Consider the following 25,734-nt stretch of genomic DNA (forward strand, 5'->3'; position numbering starts at 1 on the left):
CCCTGCGCGGAGGCCTCCGGCCCCCACTCGGGCCGACCCTGCACGGGCCGGCCCGAGTCAGGTCAGCCGGTGGAGCGGGGCTGGGCGGGGTTCGTCGGGTCGCCCTGCGAGGGCGGGTTCATCGCGGGCCCCGTGGTCGCCTCGGAGACCTTGGAGCCGGCCGCGGCGTGCGACGGGTCGTCGGCCGCCGGTGCGGCGGGGTCGCCACCCGAGGGCTGGGCGCCCTCGCGGAGCGCCTGGAGCCGGTTCTCCATGATCGCCACCACCTGCGGGCGGTCGGCGTGGGCGCGTTCGTACTCGAGCACGGTCTCCAGACCCTGGGCGTCCAGCGTCCGGATCCGCGAGGCCAGGCCCTCCACCGGCAGGTGGTCGTAGTCGGGCAGTGGCAGCTGGTCGTGCTCCGTCATCCCTCGTCCTCTCTGCGGGTCCGTGTCGCCGCACCGCCTACCCCCGCCTCCCGGAAACGACACCGGGTGTGAGCTTCCGGCCGGTGGGTAGGCGGCGACGGCGGGAGTCGCGGCTCCGCGCCGCCCCGCCATCCGAACACCCCCGATCGACCGAGGAGTTGTCCCCCCGACATGGACGTGTCCTTCCTGGAGCCGGTGTTCGCCGCGCCCGGGCCCTACGCCACGGTCTGCGCCGACGTCACGCACACCAACGAGAACGCCGACGCGGAGCTGGAGCTGCGCGTGCGTGCGCTCACCGAGCAGCTCGCGGAGCAGGGTGCGCCGGAGACGGTCGTCGAGGCCGTCCGCGGCCGGCTGCTCGAGGGCAACGAGGGCGGCGAGGCCGGCACGCTGAAGGGTCGCGCCGTCGTCGTCGCCTCCGACGGCTCCGTCGTGCTCGACGAGGCGCTGGCCGACGCGCCGGCCCGGGAGACCGCGGAGTGGGCCGACCAGCCCGACCTGGTGCAGATCCTGCCCCAGCTCGCGGGCCGCCTGCCGCACGTCGTCGTGGTCGCCGACCGCACGGGCGCCGACATCACCACGGCCGGGCTCCCCGGCCGGCCCGACCAGGAGAAGCAGGTGGAGGGCGACACCTTCCACATGCGCAAGGTCAAGGTCGGCGGCTGGGCGCACAACACGTACATGCACACCGCCGAGAACCAGTGGGAGGAGAACCTCGGACTGGTCGCCGACGAGCTCGACTCCCTGGCCCGGCGGCTGCCGCTGCGGTTCATCCTCGTCGCCGGTGACGTGCGGGCCCGGCAGATCCTGAGCGACAAGGCGCACGCCGCATGGTCGGACCTGGTGGTCACCATGGAGGAGGGGGGTCGCGCCGCCGGTGCCGAGCGGGCAGCGATCGACGCCCGCACCGCCGAGCTGATCGCCGAGCACGAGGCACGCGACATCGCAGACGCCCTCGAGAAGGTGCAGGCCGCCGGTGCGCACGGGCTCGCGCTCACCGGCACCGCCGCCGTGGTCGAGGCGCTGCGCAAGGGGCAGGTCGAGACCCTCCTGCTCGCCGACGAGCAGGACGACGCCACCCTCCTGGTCGGCAACGGCCCGCTCGAGCTCGGTGTGAAGCAGCAGGACATGGACTCCCTGGGCGTGCACGGCACCGTCGTGCCGGCCGGCCGGGCGCTGGTCGCCGCCGCCGCCGCCAGCGCGGCCGGGGTGCTCGTCGCGCCCCGTGCGGCGCTCCCCGACGGCGAGCCGGTCGCCGCGATCCTCCGTTACACCGACGACTCGACGCCGTCGGCCTGACATCCGCAACGAAGCCCGAAGGAGAACCACCCGTGAGCGACCCGCACCAGCCCGGCACCGCGCCCGGAACCGATCAGCGCGGCATCGAGCGCCGCGCCGCACTCGCCGAGGCCCTCGGCAAGGAGGTGTGGCCGGCCGACCGCGACCAGTTGATCGCCAAGGCGCAGGAGGGGCCCGCGGCCGACCGGGTGCTCTCGGACCTGCAGCGCCTGCCGGCCGGCCGGCAGTTCGAGAACGTCCAGGAGGTGGCCGAGGCCCTCGGCCTCGGCACCGAGCAGCAGCGGTTCTGACGTGACCACGCAGAAGCAGCCCAGCGCCGAGGCGCTGGACAACGTCACCGAGGACAACGTGGAGACGCGGTCCCAGCTGCTCCCGGAGGAGGCGGCGTTGCAGGGCAGCGGCATGGAGGAGGTCGCCGCCGAGGTCATCCTGGCCGAGTCGGAGGAGCGGACGGTCAACGCCGATCCCGACGACGCCCAGGGTGCCCACCGGCAGTCCGCCGAGACCGCCGACCTGCCCTGACGTGCGGCACGAGCACCCGGTCCGGCTGCGCTGGTCGGACCCCGACATGCTGGGTCACGTCAACCACGCGCGGGCGCTGAGCCTGCTCGAGGACGCGCGGCTCGCGCTGGGCGAGGATCACGCCGGAGGCGGCCTGATCCTCGCCCGGCTCGAGGTCGACTACCTGCGCCAGCTCTACTACCGGGTCGGCGAGGAGCTCTGCGTGCGCAGCTGGGTGACCCGGCTGGGCACGAAGTCCTTCACGATGCGGCAGGAGCTGGCGCAGGACGGCGAGGTGGCCATCCGGGCCGACGTCGTCCTGGTGGTCTTCGACTTCGCGGCGAACACGAGCCGGCCGATGACCGACGCCGAGCGCGCGCACTGGAGCAGGTACCTGGAGGGCTAGCTAGCTCTGGCCGTAGGCGGCCCAGAGCCGCGGGAAGCGGGCGGCGAACCACTCGTCGTCATCCTGCGGGAACGGCTCACCGGACGGCTCACCGAACTGGTCGTCCACCTCGTCGGGCTCCGGGTCCAGGTCCTCCTCGGCGAAGCCACGGTCCTCCAGCACCTCCAGGGGTGCGTAGGCCCACTCCTCGGCGCACCCGAAGTCGTCCTCGTCCTCGTCCCACTCGAGGTCGGCCAGGGCGTCCGGATCGGCGAGCACGCGCTCGTAGGCGGCCTGTCCCTGGCTGATCAGCCAGTTCCGGAAGTCGAGGAAGGCGTCGTCGCTCGCGCCGCCGAGCGCGAGGTACGCGGCGGCCCAGAGGTCCCAGCGGTTGGCCCGGGCGCGGGCGGCCATCAGCTGGCGGTAGAAGCCGAGGACGTCGTCGTCCGAGAGCTCCTCGAGGGCGGCCGTGAGGGTCGCGACGTGCTCGGCGACCACCGAGTCCTTCGCGGTCTCGGCCGCCTCCGCGCGGGTGTCCTCGACCAGCGTCCAGAAGGTGTTCGCGTCCACGGCGGGAACCTACCGGCGCGCGCGGTGGTGCCGTGGTCGTCCCGGCCCTCCCGTTCCTAGGAGGAGACCGGCTCGGCGGGGCGCAGCCGTGACGGGGTGGTGCTGTCACGCACGACGAGCCGCGTGGCCAGCTCCAGCCGCGGGCTCTCGATGGTTTCGCCGTCCACCATGCGCAGCACCGTCCGTGCTGCCAGCACGCCCATCTCGGTCAGCGGCTGGTGCACCGTGGTGAGCGGCGGGGAGGACCAGCGGGCCTCCGGCAGGTCGTCGAACCCGACGACGCTGACGTCCTCGGGCACGCGCAGGCCCCGGCGCCGGACTCCTTCGTAGACCCCCAGTGCCATCTGGTCGTTCGCGGCGAAGACGGCGGTCGGCGGGTCGGGCAGGGCCAGAAGGCGGTCGGCCGCGCGGGCTCCCGAGGCGTAGCCGAAGTCGCCTTCCACCACCAGGTCGGCGTCGAACGGCAGCCCGGCGGTCTCCAGGCCCGCCCGGTACCCGGCCAGGCGGGCGCGGCTGGCCCAGAGATCGGGCGTGCCGGCGACGAAGGCGATGCGCCGGTGGCCGAGCCCGGTCAGGTGCTCGGTGGCGCTGAGGCCGCCCGCCCAGTTGGTCGCGCCGATGGTCGGCACGTCCAGCTCCGGGACGCCGGCCGGGTCGACGACGACCGCGGGGACCTGCAGGTTGCGCAGCTCCGCGTCGAGCTCGGGGTCCAGCTCGCTGGTGACCAGGATGGCGCCGTCGCTGGCCCGGGCGCCGAGGTTGTCCAGCCACCCCCGGGTGGCGCTGGCCCGGCGGTGGATCGCGGTGACCACGGTGCCCACGCCTGCCGCGTGGGCGACGTCCTCCACCCCGCGGATGATCTCCAGCGCCCACGGGCTGTCGAGGTCGTTGAAGACCAGGTCGATCAGCCGCGCCCGGGCCCGGCCGCCTCGGCGCTGGTAGCCGTGGTCGCGGAGCAGCTGCTCCACGCGCTCGCGGGTCTGCGGAGCCACGTCGGACCGCCCGTTCAGGACGCGGGAGACCGTCGGGACCGACACCCCGGCCGCCGCGGCGATCGCCGCGATGGTCACCGCGCCGGTCTGCTCGTCGGCCAACGGACCTCCTCCTGGTCGGGGCGGCCAGCCTACGGCCGGCCCCGCGGCCCCGGGCGGGTGCGCCGCGGAGCTCCCCCCGACGGGCGAGGGCCGGCCTCCGGCGACGGCGTCCGATGCCCGCGGGTTCCCGTATTGACGCCCACATGTGACCTACGTAACGTCCGGGCTCCGGTTTCCGGAAACTTTCGGAAGCTGTTCCGACGTCTCGAGGGAAGGCACACCATGCGCTCTGTGAGGTTCGGTTCGCGGGCGGCAGCCCGTTGCGCGGTCGGGGTGGCCCTGGTCCCGGTCGCGATCTCCGCCGCGGTCCTGCCCGCCGCGGCGGCGCCCCAGGACCAGGCGGCACCGACGGCCCAGGCCCAGGAGGACCGGGCCGGCGGCCCAGCCATCCGGAACGGCCTGCGCACCGTCGCCCCCGACGACCTGGTCATCGGGACCGCGGTCGCCGGCGGGGGGCACCACGTGGACGCCGGCTACCCCGATCCGTTCACCCGCGACCCCCGGTACCGGAAGGTCCTCGCCACGGAGTTCAGCTCGGTCTCCCCCGAGAACCAGATGAAGTGGGAGTTCATCCACCCGGAGCCCGGGGTCTACAACTTCGGGCCGGCGGATGCGATCGTCGCCTTCGCCGAGCGGCACGGGCAGGAGGTCCGCGGCCACACGCTCCTCTGGCACAGCCAGCTGGCCGACTGGGTCACCGAGGGCGACTACACCGACGAGGAGCTCCGGACCATCCTCAAGGAGCACATCCAGACGGTGGTCGGCCGCTACGAGGGCCGCATCGACCAGTGGGACGTCGCCAACGAGATCTTCGCCGACACGTGGGACGACGGCGGCGTGCGGCTACGGGACGGTTCGACGGGCGCGACTGCCAACATCTTCATCCAGCGGCTCGGCCCGGGGATCATCGCCGACGCCTTCCGCTGGGCGCACGAGGCCGACCCGGAGGCGAAGCTCTTCCTCAACGACTACGCCGTCGAGGACATCGGCCCGAAGAGCGACGCCTACTACGAGCTCGCCAAGCAGCTGCTCGCCGAGGGGGTCCCGCTGCACGGGTTCGCCTTCCAGGCCCACCTGGACCTGCAGTACCCCTTCCCGGAGACCCTCGACGAGAACATGCAGCGCTTCGACGACCTGGGGCTGGAGACCGCGATCACCGAGCTGGACGTCCGGTTCACGCTCCCCGAGAGCGGGGTGCCCACCGCGGAGCAGCTCGCCGAGCAGGCGGACACCTACGAGGGCGTCCTCGAGGCCTGCCTGTCGGTGGACGACTGCAACTCCTTCACCATCTGGGGCTTCAACGACAAGTACTCGTGGGTCCCGAGCTTCTCGCCCGGCCAGGGGGCGGCGACCGTGATGTTCGAGAACTACGAGCGCAAGCCCGCCTACTGGGCCCTGCACGAGACGCTCGCGGAGGCGCAGGCCGGGCGGTGACCGGCCCGGTCCGACCCGCCGGACCCGCCTGAGCGCCGGGCGGTCGCTCCTCGACCCGGGGAGCGGCCGCCCGGTCCCGTCGGGCGGGTGGACCCGCCGTCCGGCGGGACGGCGGCCCGATCAGGTGATCATCTCCGTCCCCCGGGGTAGGGCCGCACCCGAACCGAGAGGAGACAGCGATGCCGAAGACGACGAAGAAGGGCGACGCGAAGCAGTCCGAGCTGCCCAGCACCCTGCGACGCTCGGACAAGAAGGCCCAGCGGACGTTCACCAAGGCCTACGACTCGGCGGTGGACGAGTACGACGACGAGGAGCGCGCCAACCGCGTCGCGTGGGCGGCGGTCAAGCACTCCTACGAGAAGGTCGGCGACCACTGGGAGAAAAAGGAGGGCGGCAAGAAGGGCCCCTCGGACGCCCAGGCCGCCGGCGGCCGCGGCACCGGCAAGCAGACCAAGGGCGGCGTCGACGCGAACGCCACCAAGGAGCACCTGCAGGAGGTCGCCAAGAAGCTCGACATCTCCGGCCGCTCGAAGATGAAGAAGCAGGAGCTGGTCGACGCCATCCAGAAGGCGAACGACAAGAAGACCGCCCAGGCCCGCACCAAGTGAGGTCACCGCGTCGCCGCTTCCCTGGTCCAGGGGAGCGGCGGCGCGTCAGCCGATGAGCTGGAACTCCGTCTGCCGGCCGGCGAGGTACTCGACGCCGTCCGCAGTGAGCGCGATGCCCTCCTCGAGCCCCAGCCGCACGCACTGGCCGTCCCACTCCGGCACGGGCCGGCGCACCGCGAGCTCCAGGGCGTAGGCCGTGTCGGCGTGCACCGGGTAGTCGCCCGCGCCCGGCACGTCCCGCTGCTGGTCCCACTGGCCGATGGCCGGCCCCGCCCCGTGGCCGTGGTAGCCGATCGGGTGCGAGTAGACGTCCCCGTCCAGGCCCTCCGCTGCCGCGGCGGCGCGGGCGGCGGCCAGCACTTCGTTGCCCGTCCGGCCCGGGAGGAGCGCGGCCGCGGTCAGCTCCTGCAGCCGGTTGGCCGCCCGCATGGCGGACCGCAGGCCCTCGGGGGCGTCGGTCTCGCCGGGCCGCAGGACGTAGGCGTTGCGCTGCGTGTCGGTCCGCAGCCCCAGCGAGCTCAGGCCCACGTCGCAGTGCAGCAGGTCCCCGGCCCGGACCACCGCGTCGGAGGGGACGGCGGGCAGCAGCGTCCCCCCGTCCTCGACCAGGGGCACGCCGGCGCGCTGCACCAGCACCGACGGCTGGAACCACGGCTCCACGCCCAGGTCGTGGAGCCGCTGCCTCAGCCACCACGCCACGTCCAGCGCGGTGGTCCGGCCCGCCCGGACGACGGCGGGGGAGAAGGCCTCCGCGATCACCTGGTGCGCCAGCCGGTTCATCCCCCGCAGCGCCTCGATCTCCTCCGGCAGGCGGGTCTCCAGCCAGCTCACCGCGAGCTGCTCGGCCGACACCAGCCGGTCCGCGTACGGGCCGAGCGCCTCGGTGAGCAGCCGGTGCTCGGTGTGGGAGAGCCCGTCGGCCAGGGCGAAGCGCTCGGAGACGTCGATGCCGATGCGGCGCGGGCCGGCCTGCTCCACGAACCGGCGGACCTCCGCCCACTGGGCGCGCTCGGCGGGCTCCCGCGGGTCGGCGGTCCACGCAGGCAGGAACTGGCCGACCGGGTAGCGGGAGACCGCGGCGGGGGTGACGCCGTCGTCGCTGCGGTGCAGCAGCAGGATGGTGCGCCGGCGGGCGGACAACCAGGTGGCCGGGAGCAGCGTGGCGAGGACCGGGTCCTCGTCGTACTCCCGTCCGGCGACGATCCACAGATCGATGCCCGCCCGGTCCATGAGACCGGGGAGGACGTCGAGCAGCCGCTGGGTGAGCCATCGGTCGCGCACGTCGGCCTGCTCGCGCAGAGGCAGAGGCACCGTCCGCGTCGGGTCGGGCGCGACGAGCGTCATGCACCTAGCGAAGCAGAGAACCGCCGAACGCACCGGTCGAGAGCACCGTCCGGCCCCCGCCGGCGGCCGGGCTAGGAGCTGGCCTGCTCCGCCCGGGGGCTGCGGGCGCGCGGGACCACCGCGGTGGCCACCCGGTCCCGCCCCTCACGCTTGGCCCGGTACATGGCGGCGTCGGCCTCGTCGACCAGCCGCCACAACGCCGCGACGGCGTCATCCCCCTCGCCCGGCCGGGTGACGGCCAGGCCGATCGACGCGGTGACCACGTGCCCGCCGGCGCCCTGTCCGCGGGCGACGGCAGCCCGCAGCCGCTCGGCCAGCCGGCGGGCCTCCGCAGGGTCGCCCACCGAGCCCACGACGACGAGCTCCTCGCCGCCGGTGCGGGCGAGCACGTCCGCGGGCCGGACGGCGGCTGACAGCGCGGCGGCCACGGAGCTGAGGACGGAGTCGCCGACGGCGTGCCCGAACTCGTCGTTGAGCCGCTTGAAGTGGTCGAGGTCCAGCACCATGGCGCAGATCCGGGTCCCGTCCCGCCGGGCCTGTCCCCAGAGGCGCTCGGCCTGCTCGACGAGGTACCGGCGGTTGTGCAGCCCGGTGAGCGGATCCAGGTGGGTGAGGGTCGCGGTCTCCACCAGCAGGCGCTGCACCCGCCGGCGCAGCAGGTAGACCGCCGTCGCCGCGACGTTCAGCGTGACGGCGCTGACCCCGACCTGGACGCCGAGGGCCACGGCGCTGTCGTAGCTGGGCCACAGCGCGGCGAGGCAGACGCCGGTCGTCACCGCCATGTGGACCGCCAGCGCCCGGAGCTCCAGGAACCAGGCGGCCGCCAGCGCGGGGAACAGGAGCATCAGCGGGGTGGCGTAGCGCAGGGGGTCCTGGATGCAGAGGACCACGACGAGGTAGATCAGATCTCCGAGCAGCACCAGGACGAGCGTGTACCCGGGGCCGATCCGGCGGCGCGCGGCGAGTGCCGCGGCGAGGGCGAGCAGCAGCAGCATGGTGCCCGCGTAGGCCCACCGCGCCACCCCCTCGCGGAGCACGCCGTCCACCAGGAGGTTGACCGAGCCCATCACACCGCCCATGGCCAGCAGCACGGCGACGGTGACGGCGGCGACGCGGTGCTCGTGCCCACCGGGGGCGGCCGGCCCGGAGCAGACGGGGGCGGAAGTGCGCAGGTCCGGGCCGATCACGGATGCAGGATGCCGCACCAACCGGCGTTCCGGCACCCCCTGTGCGCCGCCGGTCACCCTGGGGTGCGAGCCCGGGCGGTCGTCGTCCGAGCGGACCCGCGCGCCGGGTGGAAGGCTGAGGTCGTCCGACGAGTGGAGGAGGTCGCGCATGGCCGGGGGGCCCTGGTTCTTCTGTCTCAAGCACCACCGGGTCGAGGACCGCGACGGGTGCGCCGAACGCCACCGGCTCGGGCCGTACGAGACCCGGGAGGAGGCCGAGCAGGCGCTCGCGGCCGTCGCCGAGCGGAACGAGCGGCTCGACGCGGAGGACCGCGAGTGGGAGGAGCGCTGACCCCCGTCCCGGGGGCCAGGCATGATCGGTCCCAGCCGCCGGGTCGTCCGGCGCCGTGGAAGGGGTGGACGTGACGGACGGTCGCGCGGTCGAGGAACTGGTCGTGGGAGTGCTGGGCGGCACGGGCCCGCAGGGGCGTGGGCTGGCCGTCCGGCTGGCCGCCCAGGGCCAGCGCATCCTGCTGGGCTCCCGCGACGCCGAGCGCGCCGCCGAGGTGGCCGCCGAGGTGGCCGAGCGTGCCGCGACGGTGGCCGGCGGGGTCGAGGTGTCGGTCACCGGGGGCTCCAACGTGGACGTCGCGGGCGCGGCGGACCTGGTCATCGTCGCCGTCCCCTTCGCCGGACACGCCGCGACTCTGGCCGAGCTCGCCACCCCGCTGGCCGGCAAGATCGTCGTCGACTGCGTCGTGCCCATGGGCTTCGACGAGCTCGGTGCCTACGTGCTCGACGTCGAGGAGGGCAGCGCCGCGCAGCAGGCGGCCGCGCTGCTGCCGGACTCGCACGTGGTCGGCGCCTTCCACCACCTGTCGGCCAAGCTGCTCGAGGACCTCTCGAAGCCCACGATCGACGGCGACGTCATGGTGGTCGGCGACGACCGCGCCTCGATGGACACCGTCCAGGCGCTGGCCGGCCGGCTGCCGGGGATGCGGGGGATCTACGCCGGCCGGCTGCGCAACGCCCGCCAGGTGGAGGCGCTGACGATCAACCTCGTCTCGGTCAACCGGCGCTACAAGGTGCACGCGGGCGTCCGGATCACCGACGTCTGAAAGGACCCCGTCCTCCTCACCCTTCGCAGGCTCAGGGTGAGCCTCTGGGCGGGGCCAGGGGAGTTGAGCCGTGACCGGCGCTGGAATCCGCGACGACCAGCGGCGGCCCTACGCGGGGCCGCCGCCGCGGCGGGTCGTCTCGCTGGTGCCGTCGCTGACCGAGGCGATCGCGGCCACCGACACCGGGCTGCTGGCCGGGGCGACCGACTGGTGCACCCATCCGGCCGGGCTCGACGTCCCGCGGGTCGGCGGCACCAAGTGGCCCGACGTAGGCCGGGTGCTGGAGCTCCGCCCCGACCTGGTGGTCGCCAACGCCGAGGAGAACCGGGACTCCGACGTCGCCGCGCTCCGGGCCGCCGGTGTACCCGTGTGGGTGACCGCGCCGGCCACCGTCGACCAGGCGCTGGACTCGCTCGCCCGGCTCTGCGGCGTGCTGGGCCGCCCCGACCCGGGCTGGCTGGCCGACGCCCGCGCGGCCTGGGAGGCACCGGCGCGGCTGCCGGACGTGCCGGCGGTCGTCCCGATCTGGCGCCGCCCGTGGATGGTGCTGGGCCGTGACACCTTCGCCGGTGACGTGCTGGCCCGGCTCGGCGTCCGCAACGTGTTCGCCGGGCATGCCGACCGGTACCCGAAGCTCGGCCGGGACGAGCCGGCGACGGTGCCCGCGGAGCTCGTGGTGTTCCCCGACGAGCCCTACGCGTTCACCCCCGACGACGGCCCCGAGGCGTGGCCGCAGGCTCGGCCGGTGTTCGTCAGCGGCCGGCACCTCACCTGGTACGGCCCCTCGCTGGCGGAGGCGCCGCAGGTGCTGGCCCGGCAGCTGACCACCTGAGCGGACCGGTGACGTGCTGCGCCGCGCGCGGCCGGCTCCGGGGGTCGTGCGCACGCACTGGGGGCGTTGCAGGGCGCCGACAGCGGGAGCTCGACCCCCAGAGCGAGCTGAGTGGCTACTCGAAGGAGTGCTCGGGGCCGGGGAACGCCCCGCCGCGGACGTCGTCGGCGAACTCCTGCGCGGCCCGCAGCAGCTCGCCCCGCAGGTCGGCGTACTTCTTCACGAACTTCGGCACCCGGCCGCCGTTGAGCCCGGCCATGTCCGGCCACACCAGCACCTGCGCGTCGCACTCGACGCCGGCGCCGATGCCGATCGTGGGGATGGCGAGCTCCTTGGTCACCTGGGCGGCGACGGCCGCCGGCACCATCTCCAGGACGACGGCGAACGCACCGGCCTCCTGCACCGCGTGCGCATCGGCCAGCAGCTGCTCGGCCCCGGCCCCCCGGCCCTGCACCCGGTAGCCGCCGAGGGCGTGCTCGCTCTGCGGCGTGAAGCCGACGTGCGCCATGACCGGGATCCCGGCCTCGGTCAGCAGCCGGATCTGCGGCGCCACCCGCACCCCGCCCTCCAGCTTCACCGCCTGGGCGCCGCCCTCCTTCATCATGCGGACGGCGGTGTCGAACGACTGCTGCGGGCCCGACTCGTAGGACCCGAACGGCAGGTCGGCGACGATCAGCGCCCGCTTGGTGGAGCGGGTGACCGCCTTGGTCATCAGCAGGATGTCCTCGACGGTCACCGGCACGGTGCTGGTGTGCCCGAGCACGACGTTGCCCGAGGAGTCGCCGACGAGCATGACCGGGATGCCGGCCTCCTCGAAGATGGCCGCGCTGTAGGTGTCGTAGGCGGTGAGCATCGCCCACTTCTCGCCGCGTGCCTTGGCCTGCTGCAGGTGGTGGATGCGCACCCGCGCCGTCGACTGGCCGCCGTAGAGGACCGACTCGCTCACGCCTGTGCTCCTTCCCGCACGGTGGGGAGGGTCTCCCGCCAGCGGCTGGTGATGGGCAGGCGCCGGTCGCGCCCGAACGCCTTGAGACTGATCTTGGTGCCCGGCGCCGACTGGCGGCGCTTGAACTCCGCGGCGTCCACCAACCGGAGGACGCGCGCCACCACTTCTGGGTCGTGCCCCCGCTCGAGCAGCTGGGCCATGCCGAGGTCGCGGTCGACGTAGTCGGCGATCACCGCGTCGAGCTCGTCGTAGGAGGGCAGCGAGTCACTGTCCACCTGACCCGGCGCCAGCTCGGCCGACGGCGGCTTGTCGATCGAGTTCTGCGGGATCGGCTCGGTCTCGCCACGGCGGCGGGCCTCGGCGTTGCGCCAGCGGGCCAGCTCCCAGACCAGGGTCTTGGGCACGTCCTTGATCGGGGCGAAGCCGCCGGCCGAGTCGCCGTAGAGGGTGGAGTAGCCGACGGCGATCTCGCTCTTGTTGCCCGTCGTCAGCAGGAGGTGGCCGTGCTGGTTGGACAGCCCCATCAGGAGCGTGCCGCGGACCCGGGCCTGCAGGTTCTCGGCGGCGACCCCGGAGAGCTCCACCGAGGACTCGTAGGCGTCGACCATCGGCGCGATCGGCACGACGGAGTAGTGCAGGCCGGTGCGGCGCGCGAGGTCCTCGGCGTCGGCGAGCGAGTGCTCGCTGGACCACTTCGACGGCAGCCCGACCCCGTGCACCCGGTCGGCGCCCAGCGCGTCGACGGCGAGGGCGGCGCAGACGGCGGAGTCGATGCCCCCGGAGAGACCGAGCACCACCGAGGGCATGCCGTTCTTGTCGATGAAGTCGCGCAGGCCCAGCACCAGGGCCCGCCACACCTCCTCGCAGTCGCTGAGCGGTTCGGCGACCGTGGCGGGGCGCGGGTCGAAGGCGGGCACCGGCTCCTCGCTCAGCACGTGCCGGGTGACGGTCATCGGCCCGACCCGGCCCGAGCGGCGCTCGGGCACCGCGGACGGGTCCAGCGCGAGGTCGACGGTGAGCAGGTGCTCGACGAACTGGGGGGCGCGGGCCAGCAGTTCCCCGGTGGGGGAGACGGCCATCGAGTCGCCGTCGAACACCAGCTCGTCCTGCCCGCCCACCTGGTTGCAGTACAGGATCGCCGCCCCCGCCTCGGCCGCCCGGCGACGCACCAGCGGGAGCCGGAGGTCGTCCTTCGCCCGCTCGTACGGGGAGGCGTTGGGGGAGACGACGAGGTCGACCCCGGCCTGGCCGGCGACCCCGCACGGCCCGCCCTCGACCCAGAGGTCCTCGCAGACGGTGAGCGCGACGTCCACGCCGTGCAGCCGCACCACCGGCAGCTCGGTGCCGGGCACGAAGTAGCGCGCCTCGTCGAAGACCCCGTAGTTGGGCAGGTGCCGCTTGTAGTAGCGGACGACGACGTCGCCACCGTGCAGCAGGGCCGCCGCGTTGCGGGGAGCACCCCGGCGGGGGTTGGCGTCGCTGGGCCGGTCGTCGTCGGTGGGCGGCTCGTCGACCGGGGCCGGTCCGCTGCCCTCGGTGTGCGCCAGGTACCCCACGACGACGGCGAGCTCGCCCAGCCCGTCGGCGGCCAGCCGGGCCGCGAGGTCCACCAGCGCCTGCTCGCTGGCGCGGGCGAACGACTCGCGCAGCACCAGGTCCTCCGGCGGGTACCCCGTGAGCGTCATCTCCGGGAAGACGACGAGGTGCGCGCCGGCGGCCGCGGCCTCCGCCGCCCACCGGAGGACCAGGTCGCTGTTGCCCGCGAGGTCACCGACCCGCGTGTCGACCTGGGCGAGGGAGACCCGCATCTGCACCGGCTGCTGATCGCTCACGCCGCCAGTCTCGTCGCCCACCAGGGCCGACGGCCAGGTGGGGGCGCGACACGGGCACCGTCGCGGCCGGGAACCGTGTGCGGATCGCCCGGATTGGGCAGGCTTGCGCCGACGTCACACACCTGAAACGAGCGGACTGGATCATGGCCGGTATGGACCGACAGCAGGAGTTCGTCCTGCGGACCCTCGAAGAGCGCGACATCCGTTTCGTGCGGCTGTGGTTCACCGATGTCTCCGGCTACCTCAAGGCCGTCGCGGTGGCCCCGGCCGAGATCGAGGCCGCCTTCGCCGAGGGCATCGGCTTCGACGGCTCGGCGATCGAGGGCTTCGCCCGCGTCTACGAGTCCGACATGCTCGCCAAGCCCGATCCCGGCACCTTCCAGGTGATGCCGGCCCGCGAAGGCCGGGCCAGCGACACCGCGCGGATGTTCTGCGACATCACGCTGCCCGACGGCTCGCCCTCGTGGGCCGATCCCCGGCACGTGCTGCGCCGGACCCTGGCCAAGGCGGCCGACATGGGGTTCACCTTCTACACCCACCCCGAGATCGAGTTCTTCCTGCTCAAGGACCTGCCCACCGACGGCACCGCACCGGAGCCCGCCGACACCGGCGGCTACTTCGACCTCTCCACGCACAACGTTGCGCACGACTTCCGCCGCGAGGCGGTCTTCGCCCTGGAGGCGATGGGCATTTCCGTGGAGTTCAGCCACCACGAGGTCGCCCCGGGCCAGCAGGAGATCGACCTGCGCTACGCCGACGCGCTGTCGATGGCGGACAACATCATGACGCTGCGGCACGTCGTCCGGGAGGTCGCGCTGGCCCAGGGCGTGCACGCCACGTTCATGCCCAAGCCGTTCACCGAGCTGGCGGGCTCGGCGATGCACACCCACCTGTCGCTGTTCGAGGGCGACCGCAACGCCTTCCACGACCCGGCCGACCCGATGCGGCTGTCCACCACCGGCAAGCAGTTCATCGCCGGCCTGCTGACCCATGCCCGCGAGGTCACCGCGATCACCAACCAGACGGTGAACTCCTACCGCCGGCTGCTGGCCGGTACCGAGGCGCCCACCGCGGCGACCTGGGGTCGGGCGAACCGCTCGGCGCTGGTCCGGCTGCCGAGCTACAAGCCCAGCAAGGCGCAGTCGGCCCGGGTCGAGGTGCGCTCGCCGGACTCCGCGTGCAACCCCTACCTCACCTTCGCCGTCCTGCTGGCCGCCGGCCTGCGCGGCATCGAGAAGGGCTACGAGCTGCCGCCGGAGGCCGAGGACGACGTCTGGTCGCTCACCGACACCGAGCGCCGCGCGGCCGGCTACGAGGACCTGCCGGTCAGCCTCGGCGAGGCGCTGACGGCGATGCAGGGCAGCGAGCTGGTCGCCGAGACGCTCGGCGAGCACGTCTTCCAGTTCTTCCTGCGCAACAAGTGGGAGGAGTTCAACTCCTACCGGCAGAACGTCACGCCCTTCGAGCTGCGCCGGTACCTCCCCGGCCTCTGACCCGCCCGCTCTGGGAGTGCTGCTCGTGCTGTGCGGGTCCTGCAGGACTGCCAGGGCGCGGACAGCACCCGCAGAGCGCGGGTCAGCCCCGACGGCGCGGGCCACTAACCTCGGTCGCGTGACCTCCACCGGCCGCCTGCTCGTCGTCGTCCCGAGCGAGACCGATCCGCCGGCCCGGCTGGGGGAGTGGCTGCGCGACGCGGGCATGGAGCTCGACGAGCGCCGGCTCGGCCTCGGCGCGCAGCTGCCGGACGGCCTCGAGGGCTTCGACGGGCTGCTCGTGCTGGGCGGCCCCCAGTCGTCGATGGACGACGAGGAGACCAGCCCCGAGCTCGTCGGCGTGCGACGACTGCTCGGGCAGGCGCTGCGGGACGATCTGCCCACCCTCGCGATCTGCCTGGGCGCCCAGCTGCTGGCCCAGGTGGGCGGCGGCCGGACCCGGGTCGGGGTGGACGGGCCCGAGGTCGGTGCGACGCTGGTGGCCAAGCGGGACGCCGCGGACGCCGACCCCGTGTTCGGGCCGCTGCCGCTCTCGCCGGACGTGATCCAGTGGCACCACGACGAGATCTCCGAACTGCCGGGGGGCGCCACCCTGCTGGCCGGCAACCCGCACTACCCGCACCAGGCCTACCGGGTGGGGACCTCCGTCTACGGCCTGCAGTTCCACATCGAGACGACGCCGGAGATGGTGCGGGCCTGGGCCGGCAGCGACCCCGTCGGCGTCGCAGCCTCCCCGCTGGACCGGGAGACGCTGTGCGCCCGGGCTGCCGCCGCCCACGACGACGTGGCCGAGGCGTGGCGCCCGTTCGCCGAGCGGTTCGCCGAGCTGGTCCGGGCGAGGGCACAGGTGCGCGCGTGAGCGCGCCGCAGGTGGAGATCCCGCGGCGCGCGATCGTCCGCCTCGTCCGGTTCGGCTTCGAGGACGGCGAGCGCGCCGCCCGGCTGCTGTCGGACCCCGCCCTGGGCCTGTGGGACCTCGAGCGCAACGAGCCCGCCGACCCGGAGGCCGGGCCGGTCGTGGCCGCACTCGCCCGGGCAGGGGACCCCGACCTCGCCGTGCGGTCGCTGCAGCGGCTGATCGAGGCGCTGGACGCCGAGGACGACACGGGCGATGCAGCGGCCGCGCTGCTGGCGCGGCTGCGGGGGTCGGGTTCCCTCCGCGCCCGTCTGCTGGCCGTCCTGGGCGCGAGCGCCGGGCTGGCCGACCACCTGGCCGCCTACCCGCTGGACTGGGAGGTGCTCGACGACGGGAACGGGCCGAGCCGGCCCACCCCGCACGCACTGGAGCAGCAGATGCTGGCCGCCGTCGGCGCCGACCCCGACGACCCCCCGTGGGGCGTGCGGCTGGGGAAGGGAGCCCCGGACGCCGGCCCGTCGCGCATCGCGGCCCTGCGGCACGCCTACCGCCGGGCGATCCTCTCCCTGGCCGGGCGGGACCTCGGCGACGGCGTGCCGGCAGAGGAGGCCGCGGCCGAGCTCGCCGACATCGCCGCCGCCGTGCTCACCGCCGGCCTGGCGCTCGCCGTCGCCGAGCAGCCGGCGGACGCCGCCGCCTGCCGGCTGGCCGTCATCGCGCTGGGCAAGACCGGTGGGCGGGAGCTGAACTACGTCAGCGACGTCGACGTCGTCTTCGTGGCCGAGCCCGCCGACCCGAGCGACCCGGAGAGCCCGGCGCTGGCCACCGCCACCCGGGTGGCCGCGTCGCTCATGCGCATCTGCCACGAGGCCGCGTGGGAGGTCGACGCCGCGCTGCGTCCCGAGGGCAAGGCCGGTGCGCTGGTGCGCACCGTCGCCGGGCACGCCGCCTACTACGGCCAGTGGGCCGACACGTGGGAGTTCCAGGCGCTGCTGAAGATGCGGCCGGTGGCCGGCGACCCCCACCTGGGCCGCGCCTACGTCGAGGAGCTGTGGCCGCTGGTCTGGAAGGCCGGCAACCGGCCCGGCTTCGTCGGCCAGGTGCAGGCCATGCGTCGCCGCGTGGAGGCCAACATCCCGCCGGCGCAGGCCGAGCGGGAGCTCAAGCTCGGCCGCGGCGGGCTGCGCGACGTCGAGTTCGCCGTCCAGCTGCTGCAGCTGGTGCACGGCCGTTCGGACCCGAACCTCCGGGTGGGCGGGACCCTGCCGGCGCTCCTGGCGCTGTCGGCCGGTGGGTACGTCGGTCGGGAGGACGCGGCGACGCTCATCGCCTCCTACCGCTTCCTGCGCACCGTCGAGCACCGGCTGCAGCTGCTCCGGCTGCGGCGCACCCACCTGCTGCCCACCGACGAGCAGCAGCTGCGCTGGCTGGCCCGCTCGATGGGGTACAAGCCCGACCACCGCGGCGACGCCGTCGACGTGCTGCGGGCGGAGCTGGCGCTGCACACCCGCGAGGTGCGGCGCCTGCACGAGAAGCTCTTCTACCGGCCGCTGCTGTCGGCCGTGGCCAAGGTGCCGTCGGAGGCCGCGCAGCTGGGCAGCAAGGCCGCCGGTGACTGGCTGCGGGCGCTCGGCTTCGCCGACCCCGACGGCGCGCTCCGGCACCTGGCGGCCCTCGCCGGCGGGGTCTCCCGCTCGGCCTCGATCCAGAAGTACCTGCTGCCGGTGCTGCTGCAGACGTTCGCCTCCTGCCCCAACCCCGACGCCGGGCTGCTGGCCTACCGGCAGGTCAGCGAGGCCCTCGGCGGGAACCAGTGGTACCTGCGGCTGCTGCGCGACGAGGGGCAGGTCGCCGAGCGGCTGGCCCAGCTGCTGGGCTCCAGCCAGTACGTCGCCTCGCTGCTCACCCGGACGCCGGAGGCGCTGCGGCTGCTCGCCGACGACGCCGAGCTCGAGCCGCGCTCGGCGGCGACCCTGGCCCGGGCGTGGCGGCAGGCGGCCGGCCGCGCGCCGGACCCGCAGGCCGGCGTTCGGGTCATCCGCGGGCTGCGCCGGCAGGAGCTGCTGCGGATCGCGGCGGCGGACCTGCTCGGCCGGCTCGACGTGCACCGGGTGGGGCAGGCGCTGACCGACGTCGCCGCCGCCACGCTGCAGGCCGGGCTCGACGCCGCGCTGCGGACGCACGCCCTCGAGTCGCGCATCGACGTCGCCGACCTGCCGATGGACCTCGCCGTGATCGGCATGGGGCGCCTGGGCGGTGGGGAGCTCGGCTACGGCTCCGACGCCGACGTGCTGTTCGTCCACCGGCCCCGGCCGGGAGCGGACGAGGCCAGGGCCTCGGCCGCGGCGAACGCCGTGGCCCACACCCTGCGGCGGCTGCTCGGTGAGCCGGCACCGGACCCCGCGTTCGAGGTCGACGCCGACCTGCGGCCCGAGGGGCGGCAGGGCGCCCTGGTGCGCAGCCTCCCCGCCTTCCGCGAGTACTACCAGCGCTGGGTGTCGGTGTGGGAGGTGCAGGCGCTGCTGCGCGCCGTCCCGGTGGCCGGCGACGAAGCCCTGGGCGCGGAGTTCGTCGCGCTGGTCGACCCCGTCCGGTACCCCGCCGACGGGTTGTCCGGCGAGCAGGTCGCCGAGATCCGGCGCATCAAGGCGCGGGTGGAGCGGGAGCGGCTGCCCCGGGGGGCCGACCCCGCCACCCACACCAAGCTCGGCCGCGGCGGGCTGGCCGACGTCGAGTGGACCGTCCAGCTGCTCCAGCTGCAGCACGCCGCCGCGAGGCCGGCGCTCCGGGTGGCCTCCACCCCGGGGGCGCTGACCGCGCTCGCCGAGGAAGGGCTGCTGCCGGCGGAGCAGGCCGAGGCGCTCACCGCGGCGTGGGAGCTGGCCACCCGGGCGCGCAACGCGATCTTCCTGGTGCGCGGGCGGCCCAGCGACCAGCTGCCGAGGCCGGGGCTGGAGCTGGGCGGCGTCGCCCGGGCGTGCGGGTACGGCGCGGACGACGACCCGGGCCGGTTCCTCGACGACTACCGCCGCACCACCCGGCACGCCCGGGCCGTGGTCGAGCAGGTCTTCTACGGTCAGCCGCAGTCCGGTCCGGTGCCCTGACCGGAGCCCCGGCGGTACATGACGATCAGGTTGCATCGGGACGGCGGAGGTTCACCGCCGGGCGCGGCGGCAAGGGGACAGAGGTGACCTGACGCCGAGATCAAGGCAGGATCTGCGATGCGCTTCCTCCCCGCCGGAGTCTGCGCGGCTCTGCTCCTCACGGCCTGCACCGCGGACGGCGGCAGCTCGGACGGCGGCAGCTCGGACGGCGACGCCGCCGCGACCGCTTCGCCGACGGCGTCGCCGACCACGACGGCGCTGAGCGACGATCAGGCCGTCGAACCGGTCGGCGACCCGGGTACCGCCGCGGTGCAGGGTGGTGGTTTCCCCGATGCCGACCGGCCGGTCGCCCACCTGGCCGATGTCCGGGCCGCCGAGCACGACGGCTTCGACCGGGTGGTCCTGGAGTTCGAAGGCGACCGGGTGCCCAGCTACCGGGTGTCCTACGTCGAGCCACCGGTGACGCAGGACGCCTCGGGGCGCCCGGTGGAGATCGAGGGGAACGCCTTCCTGGAGCTGCGCACCAGCCCGGCCAGCACGGTCGACCTGTCCGGCGAGCGCCCCGAGCAGGTGTACGAGGGCCCCGAGCGCATCGAGCCGACGGGCGGGTCCGTGGTCACGGAGGTGGTCCAGACCGGGGACTTCGAGGCGAACATGGCCTGGACGGTCGGCCTGCAGGAGCGCGTGTCGTTCGGCGTGGCCACCCTCGCGGACCCGCCGCGCCTGGTGGTCGACGTCCGCCACCCGTCGGACGAGGAACCGGGCACCCTGCAGCCGGTCGGCGACGGCGACACCGTTGAGTCCATCGCTGCCGGCGACGCGCCGCTCGTCGCACTCACCGACGTGCGGCTCGGCGCCCACGAGGGGTTCGACCGGATCGTGTTCGAGCTGGCCGGTGAGGGCGAGGCCGGCTGGCGGGTCGGCTACACCGACGAGCCGCGTGCCCAGGGGTCCGGAGCCCCGGTCGAGGTGCCCGGCGACGCAGTCCTCGGCATCACGCTGACCAACATCGCGCTGCCGTTCGACGCCCCCGAGGGCGTGCAGCCCTGGGAGGGGCCCGACCAGCAGGCGATCGCCGGGGCGACCGTGCTGGACACCCTGGTCGAGGACACCCTCTTCGAGGGCCACTACACCTTCTTCGCCGGGGTGGACCGGGAACGGCCGTTCGCGGTCGGACTGCTGAACTCGCCGCAGCGGATCGTGGTCGACATCCTCGCGGAGGAGCCGGCCGCCCCGGTCGCGCTGTCGCAGCGCTGCGAGAGCCTCGCCGGGTTCGCCCTGTCGTATCCGGAGTCGTGGGCGGTGAACCCGGGGGACACGGTCCCCGCGTGCACGCGGTTCGCGCCCGACCCGTTCACCGTGCCGCCCGGCACCGACGCCCGGGTGGGCGCGGTGACCGCCTCGGTCGAGCCGGCACCGTTCGACCGGGTCGCCAACCCCGCGGGCGCGGAGGAGCTGAGCCGGACCGACACCACCGTCGGCGGCCGGACCGCCGTGCGGGTCGAGCGGGTCTCCTCGGGTGAGGGCCTCTGGCCCGAAGGGGTGCGGACCACCAGCTACGTCGTCGACCTCGGCGAGGGGGAGGACGGCCCGCGCACCCTGGTGGTCAACACGGTGGGCCTGCCGCAGTTCGACTACGCGCGCAACGTCCGGGTCCTGGACCGCATGGTCGAGACGTTGGAGCTCACCGAGCCCTGATCCGTTGGACCGGCGCCGTGTACCCGGGAGCCGGCAGGGCATGCTGGAGGCGTGTCGTCACCGTCGGCCGAGCCCGAACCCCCCGAGGACATCGCCGGCACGGACCCCGGCGGTGGACCGGCCGACGGCGCCACGATCACGCCCTACCGCGACGGGCCGCTGATCGTGCGCGGCAACTTCCGGTTGCTGGACCAGGACGGCGCCGAGATCGATCCCGGACGCGACACCATCGCGCTCTGCCGCTGCGGGAAGTCCGGCATCAAGCCGTTCTGCGACGGGTCCCACAAGCGCTCCGGCTTCTCCGCGCCGAGCGGGCCGAGCAGGCCGCGACCGGCCGCGCGGATCCTCCGGGACGGGCGCCGGGAGACCTGACCCGTCGCCCGTCCCGGCTCAGCGCGCGGACTCGAACGCCCGGGCCATCCGGACCTGCTCCTCCAGGATCTGCGCGATCCGGGCCTGGACGGCGTCGAGCTGCCCGATGACGGCGCTCGTCGCGCTGATGCCGGAGGTCACGGATTCCGTGCCCGCCTGGATGCCGGCGACCTGCTCGGACACCCGGCTGGTCGCCTGAGCCGTCTCCCGGGCGAGCTCCTTGACCTCGTTGGCCACCACGGCGAACCCCTTGCCGGACTCCCCGGCGCGGGCCGCCTCGATGGTCGCGTTGAGGGCCAGCAGGTTGGTCTGGTCGGCGATCGCCGAGATGATCCGGATGACGTCGCCGACGGCGGCCGACGCGCTGGCCAGCGCCTGCACCTGCGTGGTCATCGACGAGGCCTCGGCGACCGCGCTCTCCGCCACCCGCCCGGCGTCGTCGCCGGCCTCGCGGAGCCGGGAGACCGTCTCCAGCAGCTCCCGGGAGTTGGCCCGGTCGGCCTCCGCGCGGCGCAGGATGTCCAGGCGCTGGGAGACCAGCTGCTGCACGTTGCGCAGCGCCGCGGCGCGTGACTCGGACAGGTCGATGGTCTCGGTGACGAAGAAGTCCATCGTGCCCACGACGCGCCCGTCGCAGAGGATCGGGAAGCAGACGCCGGAGCGCACCCCGGCCCGCTGCGCGGCGGGTGCGCGCACGCAGTCGGTCACCTCCGCGAGGTCGGGGACGAAGACCAGGTCACGGGAGCGCCAGGCGCGCCCGGACAGGCCGACGCCCTCGGCGAAGCTGGCGGCCAGGGTGACCTGGCGGAACTCGTCCCCGGCCGAGCCGGACTCGACGGAGAACCGCAGCACGCGTTGCTCCTCGTCGAGCGCCCAGAACGAGCCGTAGGCCCAGCCGAAGGCGGTCCGGACCGTCTCGAGCGCCACCCGCAGGGCGGTCGCCTCGTCGTGTGCCTCGCCCACCCGGGCGACGACGGTGGTCACCGCCTCCCGGTCGTCCAGGGTCTCGCGGAGCGTGGCGGCGGTCAGCGCGCTGCGCCGGGCGTGGGCGATCAGCCGGCCCAGAGCCTGCCACTTCTCGGCCCGCCCGCCGAAGAACGGCAGCTCGCGCTCGCTGTAGTACTCGAGGACCGCGGTCACCCGGTTGCCCTCGACGACGGGGAGGAAGCAGCCCTGACGTGCGCCGGCCGCGTGGGCGGTGGCCCACCGCAGGCAGGTGCCGGTGGCCGTGCCCGCATCCATGAGCACCGGCGTCCGCCGGCGCAGGGCCTCGCCGCCGTAGCCCGCGCCCGCCACCATCGCCTCGCCGGTGGGCCATCCGGCGGCCATGGCCGCGGCGGCCGTGCCCTCGGTGACCCGGAGGACGTAGTTGCCCTGCCCGTCGGGCAGCCAGGCGGCGCCGTAGCTCAGCCCGAGCGCCTCCACGAGCGTGCGCATGATCCGCCGGTGGGCGTCCAGCTCACCGGTCACGTCGCCCTCCAGCGACGCGATGACGCGCTCCAGGGCCTCGACGTCGCGCGGTTGCTCCGCCTGCTCCGGCGTCCGACGCGTCTCCCGCCTGCGCATGGCACCCTCCCGTGGTCCGCGCCGCGCCCGGTGGGGAGCGGTCTGATCGCGCACGAGGTTTCGGCCTGCAACCACGGTTGTTGAGCCGTACCCGAGACGGGCCGGGAACGGAACGGCCGGGCCCGCGACACGGAGGGGTGGCCTGCGGCGGGGCCGGTTGCTCGATGTGACCCGCATCGCACAGGATGCGCGCAACGTCCTGCCCGGCGGGCTCCCCGGCCGGTGCCCGAACGGAGGACCCATGGATTCCGCGCTCACCGCCGTCGCGCTGCCCCTGGCGCTGGCCGTCGTCATGTTCGGGCTCGGGCTCTCGCTCACCCCCGGCGACTTCACCCGCATCGCCCGGCAGCCGAAGGCGGTCGTGATCGCCCTGGGCCTGCAGCTGCTGGCGCTGCCGGTGCTCTGTTTCGGCTTGGTGCTCCTCTTCGACCTCCCCCCGCTGCTGGCGGTCGGCATGCTGCTGCTCGCGGCCTCGCCCGGGGGCACCACGGCGAACCTGTTCAGCCACCTCTACCGGGGCGACGTCGCACTGAACATCAGCCTCACCGCGCTGAACTCGGTGATCGCCGTCGTCACGCTGCCGGTGGTCACCAACCTGGCGATCGGCTACTTCGAGCCGGCCGCCGGCGGCAGCCTGGGCCTGCAGTTCGGCAAGACGCTGCAGGTCTTCGCGATCGTGCTGGTCCCCGTGGCCCTCGGCATGCTCGTGCGCCGGTCGGCCCCCGCCTTCGCCGACCGCTCGGACAAGCCGGTGCGCGCCCTGTCGGCGGTGGTCCTCGCGCTGGTCATCGTCGGCACCATGGTCGCCGAGCGGGAGAACATCGGGGGCTACCTGCGCGACGTCGGGCTCCCGGCGCTGCTGTTCTGCCTCTGCAGTCTCGCGATCGGGTTCGCCGTGCCGCGCCTGTTCGGCATCGCCCGGGCGCAGTCGATCGCCAGCTCCTTCGAGATCGGCGTGCACAACAGCACCCTGGCGATCGCGGTGGCCGTCAGCGTGCTCGGCAGCGTCGAGCTGGCCGTGCCGGCCGCGGTCTACGGCGTGCTGATGTTCCCCGTCGCCGCGGCGTTCGGCTGGGTGATCACCCGGAACCGCGCCACCGCTCCGGGCCGGGCCGACACCGCGGGAGTCGGTGAGGTGACCGGCCCGTCGCGGTAGGGCGGTCGAACGGTCAGGCCGCCAGCGCCGGGCGCCGGAACAGGCCCGACTGGCCGGCCTCCCACGCGCCCAGCAGGTGGTGGGCGGCCAGCCCGTCCATGGCCAGCGAGCTGGCCGCCCCGAACAGCACGTCGGGGGCCAGCTCCGGTTCCGCGGCGACCAGTGAGCCGCACATGTCCACGGAGGCGATCTGCTCGTGCACGGCGTCGGCCTCCACGTGCTCGTCGTAGAAGACGGTGGTCCGCTCGTCGAACCCCAGCCGGCGCAGCCCGGCCGAGTACCGCCGGCTGGGCTCGGAGGAGGTCATCTCCACGGTCGCCAGGTGTCCCAGGGCGGCTCCGCGCCAGCGGCGGTGCAGCCCGAACAGCGACATGGTGTTGACCGAGGCGAACGCCACGGCAGGCGCCTCGTCCCACAGCGCCCCGTAGCCGGCGTCGAGCCCCAGGTCGCGCATCAGCCCGGCGAACAGCTCGCTGTGCATCCGCTCCGCCGAGCCGCCGCCGTACTCGTCGGCCTGGATCTCGACCATGGCGGCCTTGGTGCGCCCGCTCAGCCGGGGGATGGCGAACGTGTGCGGGTCGGCCTCCTTGAGGTGGTAGACCGACCGGAGGACGAGGTACTCCCGCCACTGCTCCAGCGTGCCCCGCTTGGCCATGTAGGCCGACAGCGACGGACCGTCGTCCGCCGCGATCAGGGCGGTCAGCTGCCGGTCGATCGGCTCACCGGTGACCGCCACCTCGCCCACCAGCCCGCGCAGCGCGGCGAGGTGCCGCCGTTCCAGCCCGGTGCGCAGCCGGAGCAGCTCCGGGTCCCACTCCCAGTCCTCCGACACCCCGTCGAACCCGCGGTAGTGGAGCTCGTAGCAGATCGCGAGGGCGAGCTGCAGGTCGTCGTCGAGGAGGGCCCCGGAGCGGTGGGGCTCCAGGCGCTGGGCGCACTCCCGCGTCGCGGCCGACAGGTCGGCGCGGGTGGCGAGGTCGCGCGCGAGGGCGTCGCTGAGGGGGCCCCGGGGCTCGGGCAGGCGCATGATCGTGAGCATGCCCAACGAACGTCGGTTCGATGCGCCGGCGGATGTGATGTCCCCCGCGGGTAGGACAGGGGCATGACCACCTCGGCTGAGCGCGTCGTCCTCGTCACCGGCGGCAGCGCCGGCATCGGTCGTGCCACCGTCGCCCGGCTGGCCGCGGACGGTGCGCGGGTGGCGACCTGCGCCCGGGACGGTGAGCGGCTGCGGGCGGCGGTGACCGGGGTGCCCGGGGTCACCGCCACGGAGGCCGACGTCGCCGACGCGGCGGCCCGGGCCGAGCTGGTCGACCGGGTGCTGGCCGAGCACGGCCGGCTGGACGCGGTCGTCCACAACGCGGGCCTCGGCTGGGCCGGCCTGCTGGAGGACATGCCGGGGGAGGTGGTCGCCGGCGTGGTCGCCACCAACCTGGTCGCGGTCGTCGAGCTGACCCGGCTGGCGCTGCCCCACCTCCTGCGGTCGGCCGCCGAGCGGGGCCGGGCCGACGTCGTGACGGTCTCCTCGGTCGCCGCCTGGTCGCAGGTGCCTCCCCTGACCGTGTACTCGGCGACGAAGGCCGGGGTGCAGGGCTTCTCGTCGGGGCTGCGGCGGGAGGTCGCGGCCCGGGGCGTCCGCGTGCACACGGTGAACCCGTTCTTCGTGTCGACCGAGTGGCTGGCACGCGGCCACGGTCACGCCCCGGCGTCGGACGCCGACGCGCGCGGGCGGCTGTCCCGTGGCATCGCCCCCGAGCGGGTGGCCGACCGGGTGGCCGAGTGCCTGACCTCGCCCCGGGCGCGGACGATCTCGGTCCCTCGCTGGTCGGGGCTGGCGCGGTTGGGGGAGCTCCCCCCGGTGGACCGCCTGCTGGACCGGGCGCTGTCGGCCAACGCCGGCCACATCCGGGCGGCCGCGGAGCGGGCGGTGCGCCGCCGGGTGTGACGCGGCAA

25 protein-coding genes are annotated in these 25,734 nt (G+C 74.5%); 16 read left to right on the forward strand and 9 right to left on the reverse strand.

Going from position 1 to position 25,734, the window contains the following annotated elements; all coding sequences use genetic code 11:
* Positions 1 to 62 precede the first annotated feature (62 nt).
* Positions 63 to 407, reverse strand: a complete 345-nt coding sequence (locus ACI8AP_RS09120) for a hypothetical protein (RefSeq protein WP_456589021.1) — start codon at positions 405 to 407, stop codon at positions 63 to 65.
* A 171-nt stretch (positions 408 to 578) separates the two neighbouring features.
* Here ACI8AP_RS09120 and ACI8AP_RS09125 point away from each other — a divergent pair, with 171 nt between their 5' ends.
* Genes ACI8AP_RS09125 through ACI8AP_RS09140 form a run of 4 tightly spaced genes read left to right on the forward strand, consistent with a single transcriptional unit; the run spans position 579 to position 2,613 of the window.
* Positions 579 to 1,706: a baeRF2 domain-containing protein gene (locus ACI8AP_RS09125; protein ID WP_456589022.1), complete on the forward strand. Its 1,128-nt coding sequence runs from the start codon at positions 579 to 581 to the stop codon at positions 1,704 to 1,706.
* A gap of 32 nt (positions 1,707 to 1,738) precedes the next feature.
* Complete coding sequence (locus ACI8AP_RS09130; RefSeq protein WP_456589023.1) at positions 1,739 to 1,996, forward strand: DUF2795 domain-containing protein; 258 nt, start codon at positions 1,739 to 1,741, stop codon at positions 1,994 to 1,996.
* Between the two features lies 1 nt (position 1,997).
* A complete protein-coding gene (locus ACI8AP_RS09135; protein WP_456589024.1) occupies positions 1,998 to 2,228 on the forward strand; it encodes a hypothetical protein in 231 nt (76 codons plus the stop codon).
* 1 nt (position 2,229) lies between these two features.
* Complete coding sequence (locus ACI8AP_RS09140; protein ID WP_456589025.1) at positions 2,230 to 2,613, forward strand: acyl-CoA thioesterase; 384 nt, start codon at positions 2,230 to 2,232, stop codon at positions 2,611 to 2,613.
* Here the strand turns inward: ACI8AP_RS09140 and ACI8AP_RS09145 are convergent, their stop codons facing one another.
* Together ACI8AP_RS09145 and ACI8AP_RS09150 are read right to left on the reverse strand one after the other, a co-directional pair.
* Positions 2,614 to 3,162: a DUF4240 domain-containing protein gene (locus ACI8AP_RS09145; protein WP_456589026.1), complete on the reverse strand. Its 549-nt coding sequence runs from the start codon at positions 3,160 to 3,162 to the stop codon at positions 2,614 to 2,616.
* A gap of 56 nt (positions 3,163 to 3,218) precedes the next feature.
* Positions 3,219 to 4,256, reverse strand: coding sequence for a LacI family DNA-binding transcriptional regulator (locus ACI8AP_RS09150; protein ID WP_456589027.1), 1,038 nt, complete (start codon positions 4,254 to 4,256; stop codon positions 3,219 to 3,221).
* 231 nt (positions 4,257 to 4,487) lie between these two features.
* Between ACI8AP_RS09150 and ACI8AP_RS09155 the strand changes: the two genes are divergently transcribed.
* Both ACI8AP_RS09155 and ACI8AP_RS09160 read left to right on the forward strand, forming a co-directional pair.
* Positions 4,488 to 5,690, forward strand: coding sequence for an endo-1,4-beta-xylanase (locus tag ACI8AP_RS09155; RefSeq protein ID WP_456589028.1), 1,203 nt, complete (start codon positions 4,488 to 4,490; stop codon positions 5,688 to 5,690).
* Between the two features lie 179 nt (positions 5,691 to 5,869).
* On the forward strand, positions 5,870 to 6,298 hold the full coding sequence (locus ACI8AP_RS09160) for a ChaB family protein (RefSeq protein WP_456589029.1): 429 nt from the start codon (positions 5,870 to 5,872) through the stop codon (positions 6,296 to 6,298).
* Positions 6,299 to 6,343: 45 nt separating this feature from the next.
* Here the strand turns inward: ACI8AP_RS09160 and ACI8AP_RS09165 are convergent, their stop codons facing one another.
* Together ACI8AP_RS09165 and ACI8AP_RS09170 are read right to left on the reverse strand one after the other, a co-directional pair.
* On the reverse strand, positions 6,344 to 7,642 hold the full coding sequence (locus tag ACI8AP_RS09165) for a M24 family metallopeptidase (protein ID WP_456589030.1): 1,299 nt from the start codon (positions 7,640 to 7,642) through the stop codon (positions 6,344 to 6,346).
* Positions 7,643 to 7,713: 71 nt separating this feature from the next.
* Positions 7,714 to 8,829: a diguanylate cyclase gene (locus tag ACI8AP_RS09170; protein ID WP_456589031.1), complete on the reverse strand. Its 1,116-nt coding sequence runs from the start codon at positions 8,827 to 8,829 to the stop codon at positions 7,714 to 7,716.
* Positions 8,830 to 8,977: 148 nt separating this feature from the next.
* On the opposite strand from ACI8AP_RS09170, the gene ACI8AP_RS09175 reads away from it, so the two are divergent.
* The 3 genes from ACI8AP_RS09175 to ACI8AP_RS09185 all read left to right on the forward strand — a co-directional run bounded on the left by ACI8AP_RS09175 (position 8,978) and on the right by ACI8AP_RS09185 (position 10,758).
* On the forward strand, positions 8,978 to 9,160 hold the full coding sequence (locus tag ACI8AP_RS09175) for a hypothetical protein (RefSeq protein ID WP_456589032.1): 183 nt from the start codon (positions 8,978 to 8,980) through the stop codon (positions 9,158 to 9,160).
* Positions 9,161 to 9,230: 70 nt separating this feature from the next.
* Positions 9,231 to 9,926, forward strand: coding sequence for an NADPH-dependent F420 reductase (gene npdG, locus ACI8AP_RS09180; RefSeq protein ID WP_456589033.1), 696 nt, complete (start codon positions 9,231 to 9,233; stop codon positions 9,924 to 9,926).
* A 70-nt stretch (positions 9,927 to 9,996) separates the two neighbouring features.
* On the forward strand, positions 9,997 to 10,758 hold the full coding sequence (locus ACI8AP_RS09185; RefSeq protein WP_456589034.1) for a helical backbone metal receptor: 762 nt from the start codon (positions 9,997 to 9,999) through the stop codon (positions 10,756 to 10,758).
* Between the two features lie 115 nt (positions 10,759 to 10,873).
* Here ACI8AP_RS09185 and panB read toward each other — a convergent pair whose 3' ends face one another.
* Positions 10,874 to 11,704 carry a 3-methyl-2-oxobutanoate hydroxymethyltransferase gene (gene panB, locus ACI8AP_RS09190; protein ID WP_456589035.1) on the reverse strand — a complete coding sequence of 277 codons (831 nt, stop codon included), beginning with the start codon at positions 11,702 to 11,704 and terminating at the stop codon, positions 10,874 to 10,876.
* A complete protein-coding gene (locus tag ACI8AP_RS09195; protein WP_456589036.1) occupies positions 11,701 to 13,536 on the reverse strand; it encodes an NAD+ synthase in 1,836 nt (611 codons plus the stop codon). Before ACI8AP_RS09195 ends, panB begins: the two co-directional genes overlap by 4 nt.
* Positions 13,537 to 13,688: 152 nt before the next feature.
* Between ACI8AP_RS09195 and ACI8AP_RS09200 the strand changes: the two genes are divergently transcribed.
* The 5 genes from ACI8AP_RS09200 (at position 13,689) to ACI8AP_RS09220 (ending at position 21,059) form a co-directional block, all read left to right on the forward strand.
* Positions 13,689 to 15,029: a glutamine synthetase family protein gene (locus tag ACI8AP_RS09200; protein WP_456589037.1), complete on the forward strand. Its 1,341-nt coding sequence runs from the start codon at positions 13,689 to 13,691 to the stop codon at positions 15,027 to 15,029.
* 118 nt (positions 15,030 to 15,147) lie between these two features.
* Complete coding sequence (locus ACI8AP_RS09205) at positions 15,148 to 15,888, forward strand: type 1 glutamine amidotransferase (protein WP_456589038.1); 741 nt, start codon at positions 15,148 to 15,150, stop codon at positions 15,886 to 15,888.
* Positions 15,885 to 18,989, forward strand: a complete 3,105-nt coding sequence (locus ACI8AP_RS09210; RefSeq protein WP_456589039.1) for a bifunctional [glutamine synthetase] adenylyltransferase/[glutamine synthetase]-adenylyl-L-tyrosine phosphorylase — start codon at positions 15,885 to 15,887, stop codon at positions 18,987 to 18,989. Before ACI8AP_RS09205 ends, ACI8AP_RS09210 begins: the two co-directional genes overlap by 4 nt.
* A 117-nt stretch (positions 18,990 to 19,106) precedes the next feature.
* Positions 19,107 to 20,687 (forward strand): AMIN-like domain-containing (lipo)protein, encoded by a 1,581-nt coding sequence (locus ACI8AP_RS09215; protein WP_456589040.1) that lies wholly within the window; start codon positions 19,107 to 19,109, stop codon positions 20,685 to 20,687.
* 51 nt (positions 20,688 to 20,738) lie between these two features.
* Positions 20,739 to 21,059, forward strand: coding sequence for a CDGSH iron-sulfur domain-containing protein (locus ACI8AP_RS09220; protein WP_456589041.1), 321 nt, complete (start codon positions 20,739 to 20,741; stop codon positions 21,057 to 21,059).
* Positions 21,060 to 21,077: 18 nt separating this feature from the next.
* Here ACI8AP_RS09220 and ACI8AP_RS09225 read toward each other — a convergent pair whose 3' ends face one another.
* Complete coding sequence (locus ACI8AP_RS09225) at positions 21,078 to 22,625, reverse strand: methyl-accepting chemotaxis protein (RefSeq protein WP_456589042.1); 1,548 nt, start codon at positions 22,623 to 22,625, stop codon at positions 21,078 to 21,080.
* Between the two features lie 241 nt (positions 22,626 to 22,866).
* Between ACI8AP_RS09225 and ACI8AP_RS09230 the strand changes: the two genes are divergently transcribed.
* Positions 22,867 to 23,781 (forward strand): bile acid:sodium symporter family protein, encoded by a 915-nt coding sequence (locus ACI8AP_RS09230; protein ID WP_456589043.1) that lies wholly within the window; start codon positions 22,867 to 22,869, stop codon positions 23,779 to 23,781.
* A 13-nt stretch (positions 23,782 to 23,794) separates the two neighbouring features.
* On the opposite strand, the gene ACI8AP_RS09235 is transcribed toward ACI8AP_RS09230, so the two are convergent.
* Positions 23,795 to 24,808: an iron-containing redox enzyme family protein gene (locus tag ACI8AP_RS09235; RefSeq protein WP_456589044.1), complete on the reverse strand. Its 1,014-nt coding sequence runs from the start codon at positions 24,806 to 24,808 to the stop codon at positions 23,795 to 23,797.
* Between the two features lie 75 nt (positions 24,809 to 24,883).
* Here ACI8AP_RS09235 and ACI8AP_RS09240 point away from each other — a divergent pair, with 75 nt between their 5' ends.
* Positions 24,884 to 25,726, forward strand: coding sequence for an SDR family NAD(P)-dependent oxidoreductase (locus ACI8AP_RS09240; protein ID WP_456589045.1), 843 nt, complete (start codon positions 24,884 to 24,886; stop codon positions 25,724 to 25,726).
* Positions 25,727 to 25,734 lie beyond the last annotated feature (8 nt).

Source organism: Blastococcus sp. SYSU DS1021, assembly GCF_054050995.1.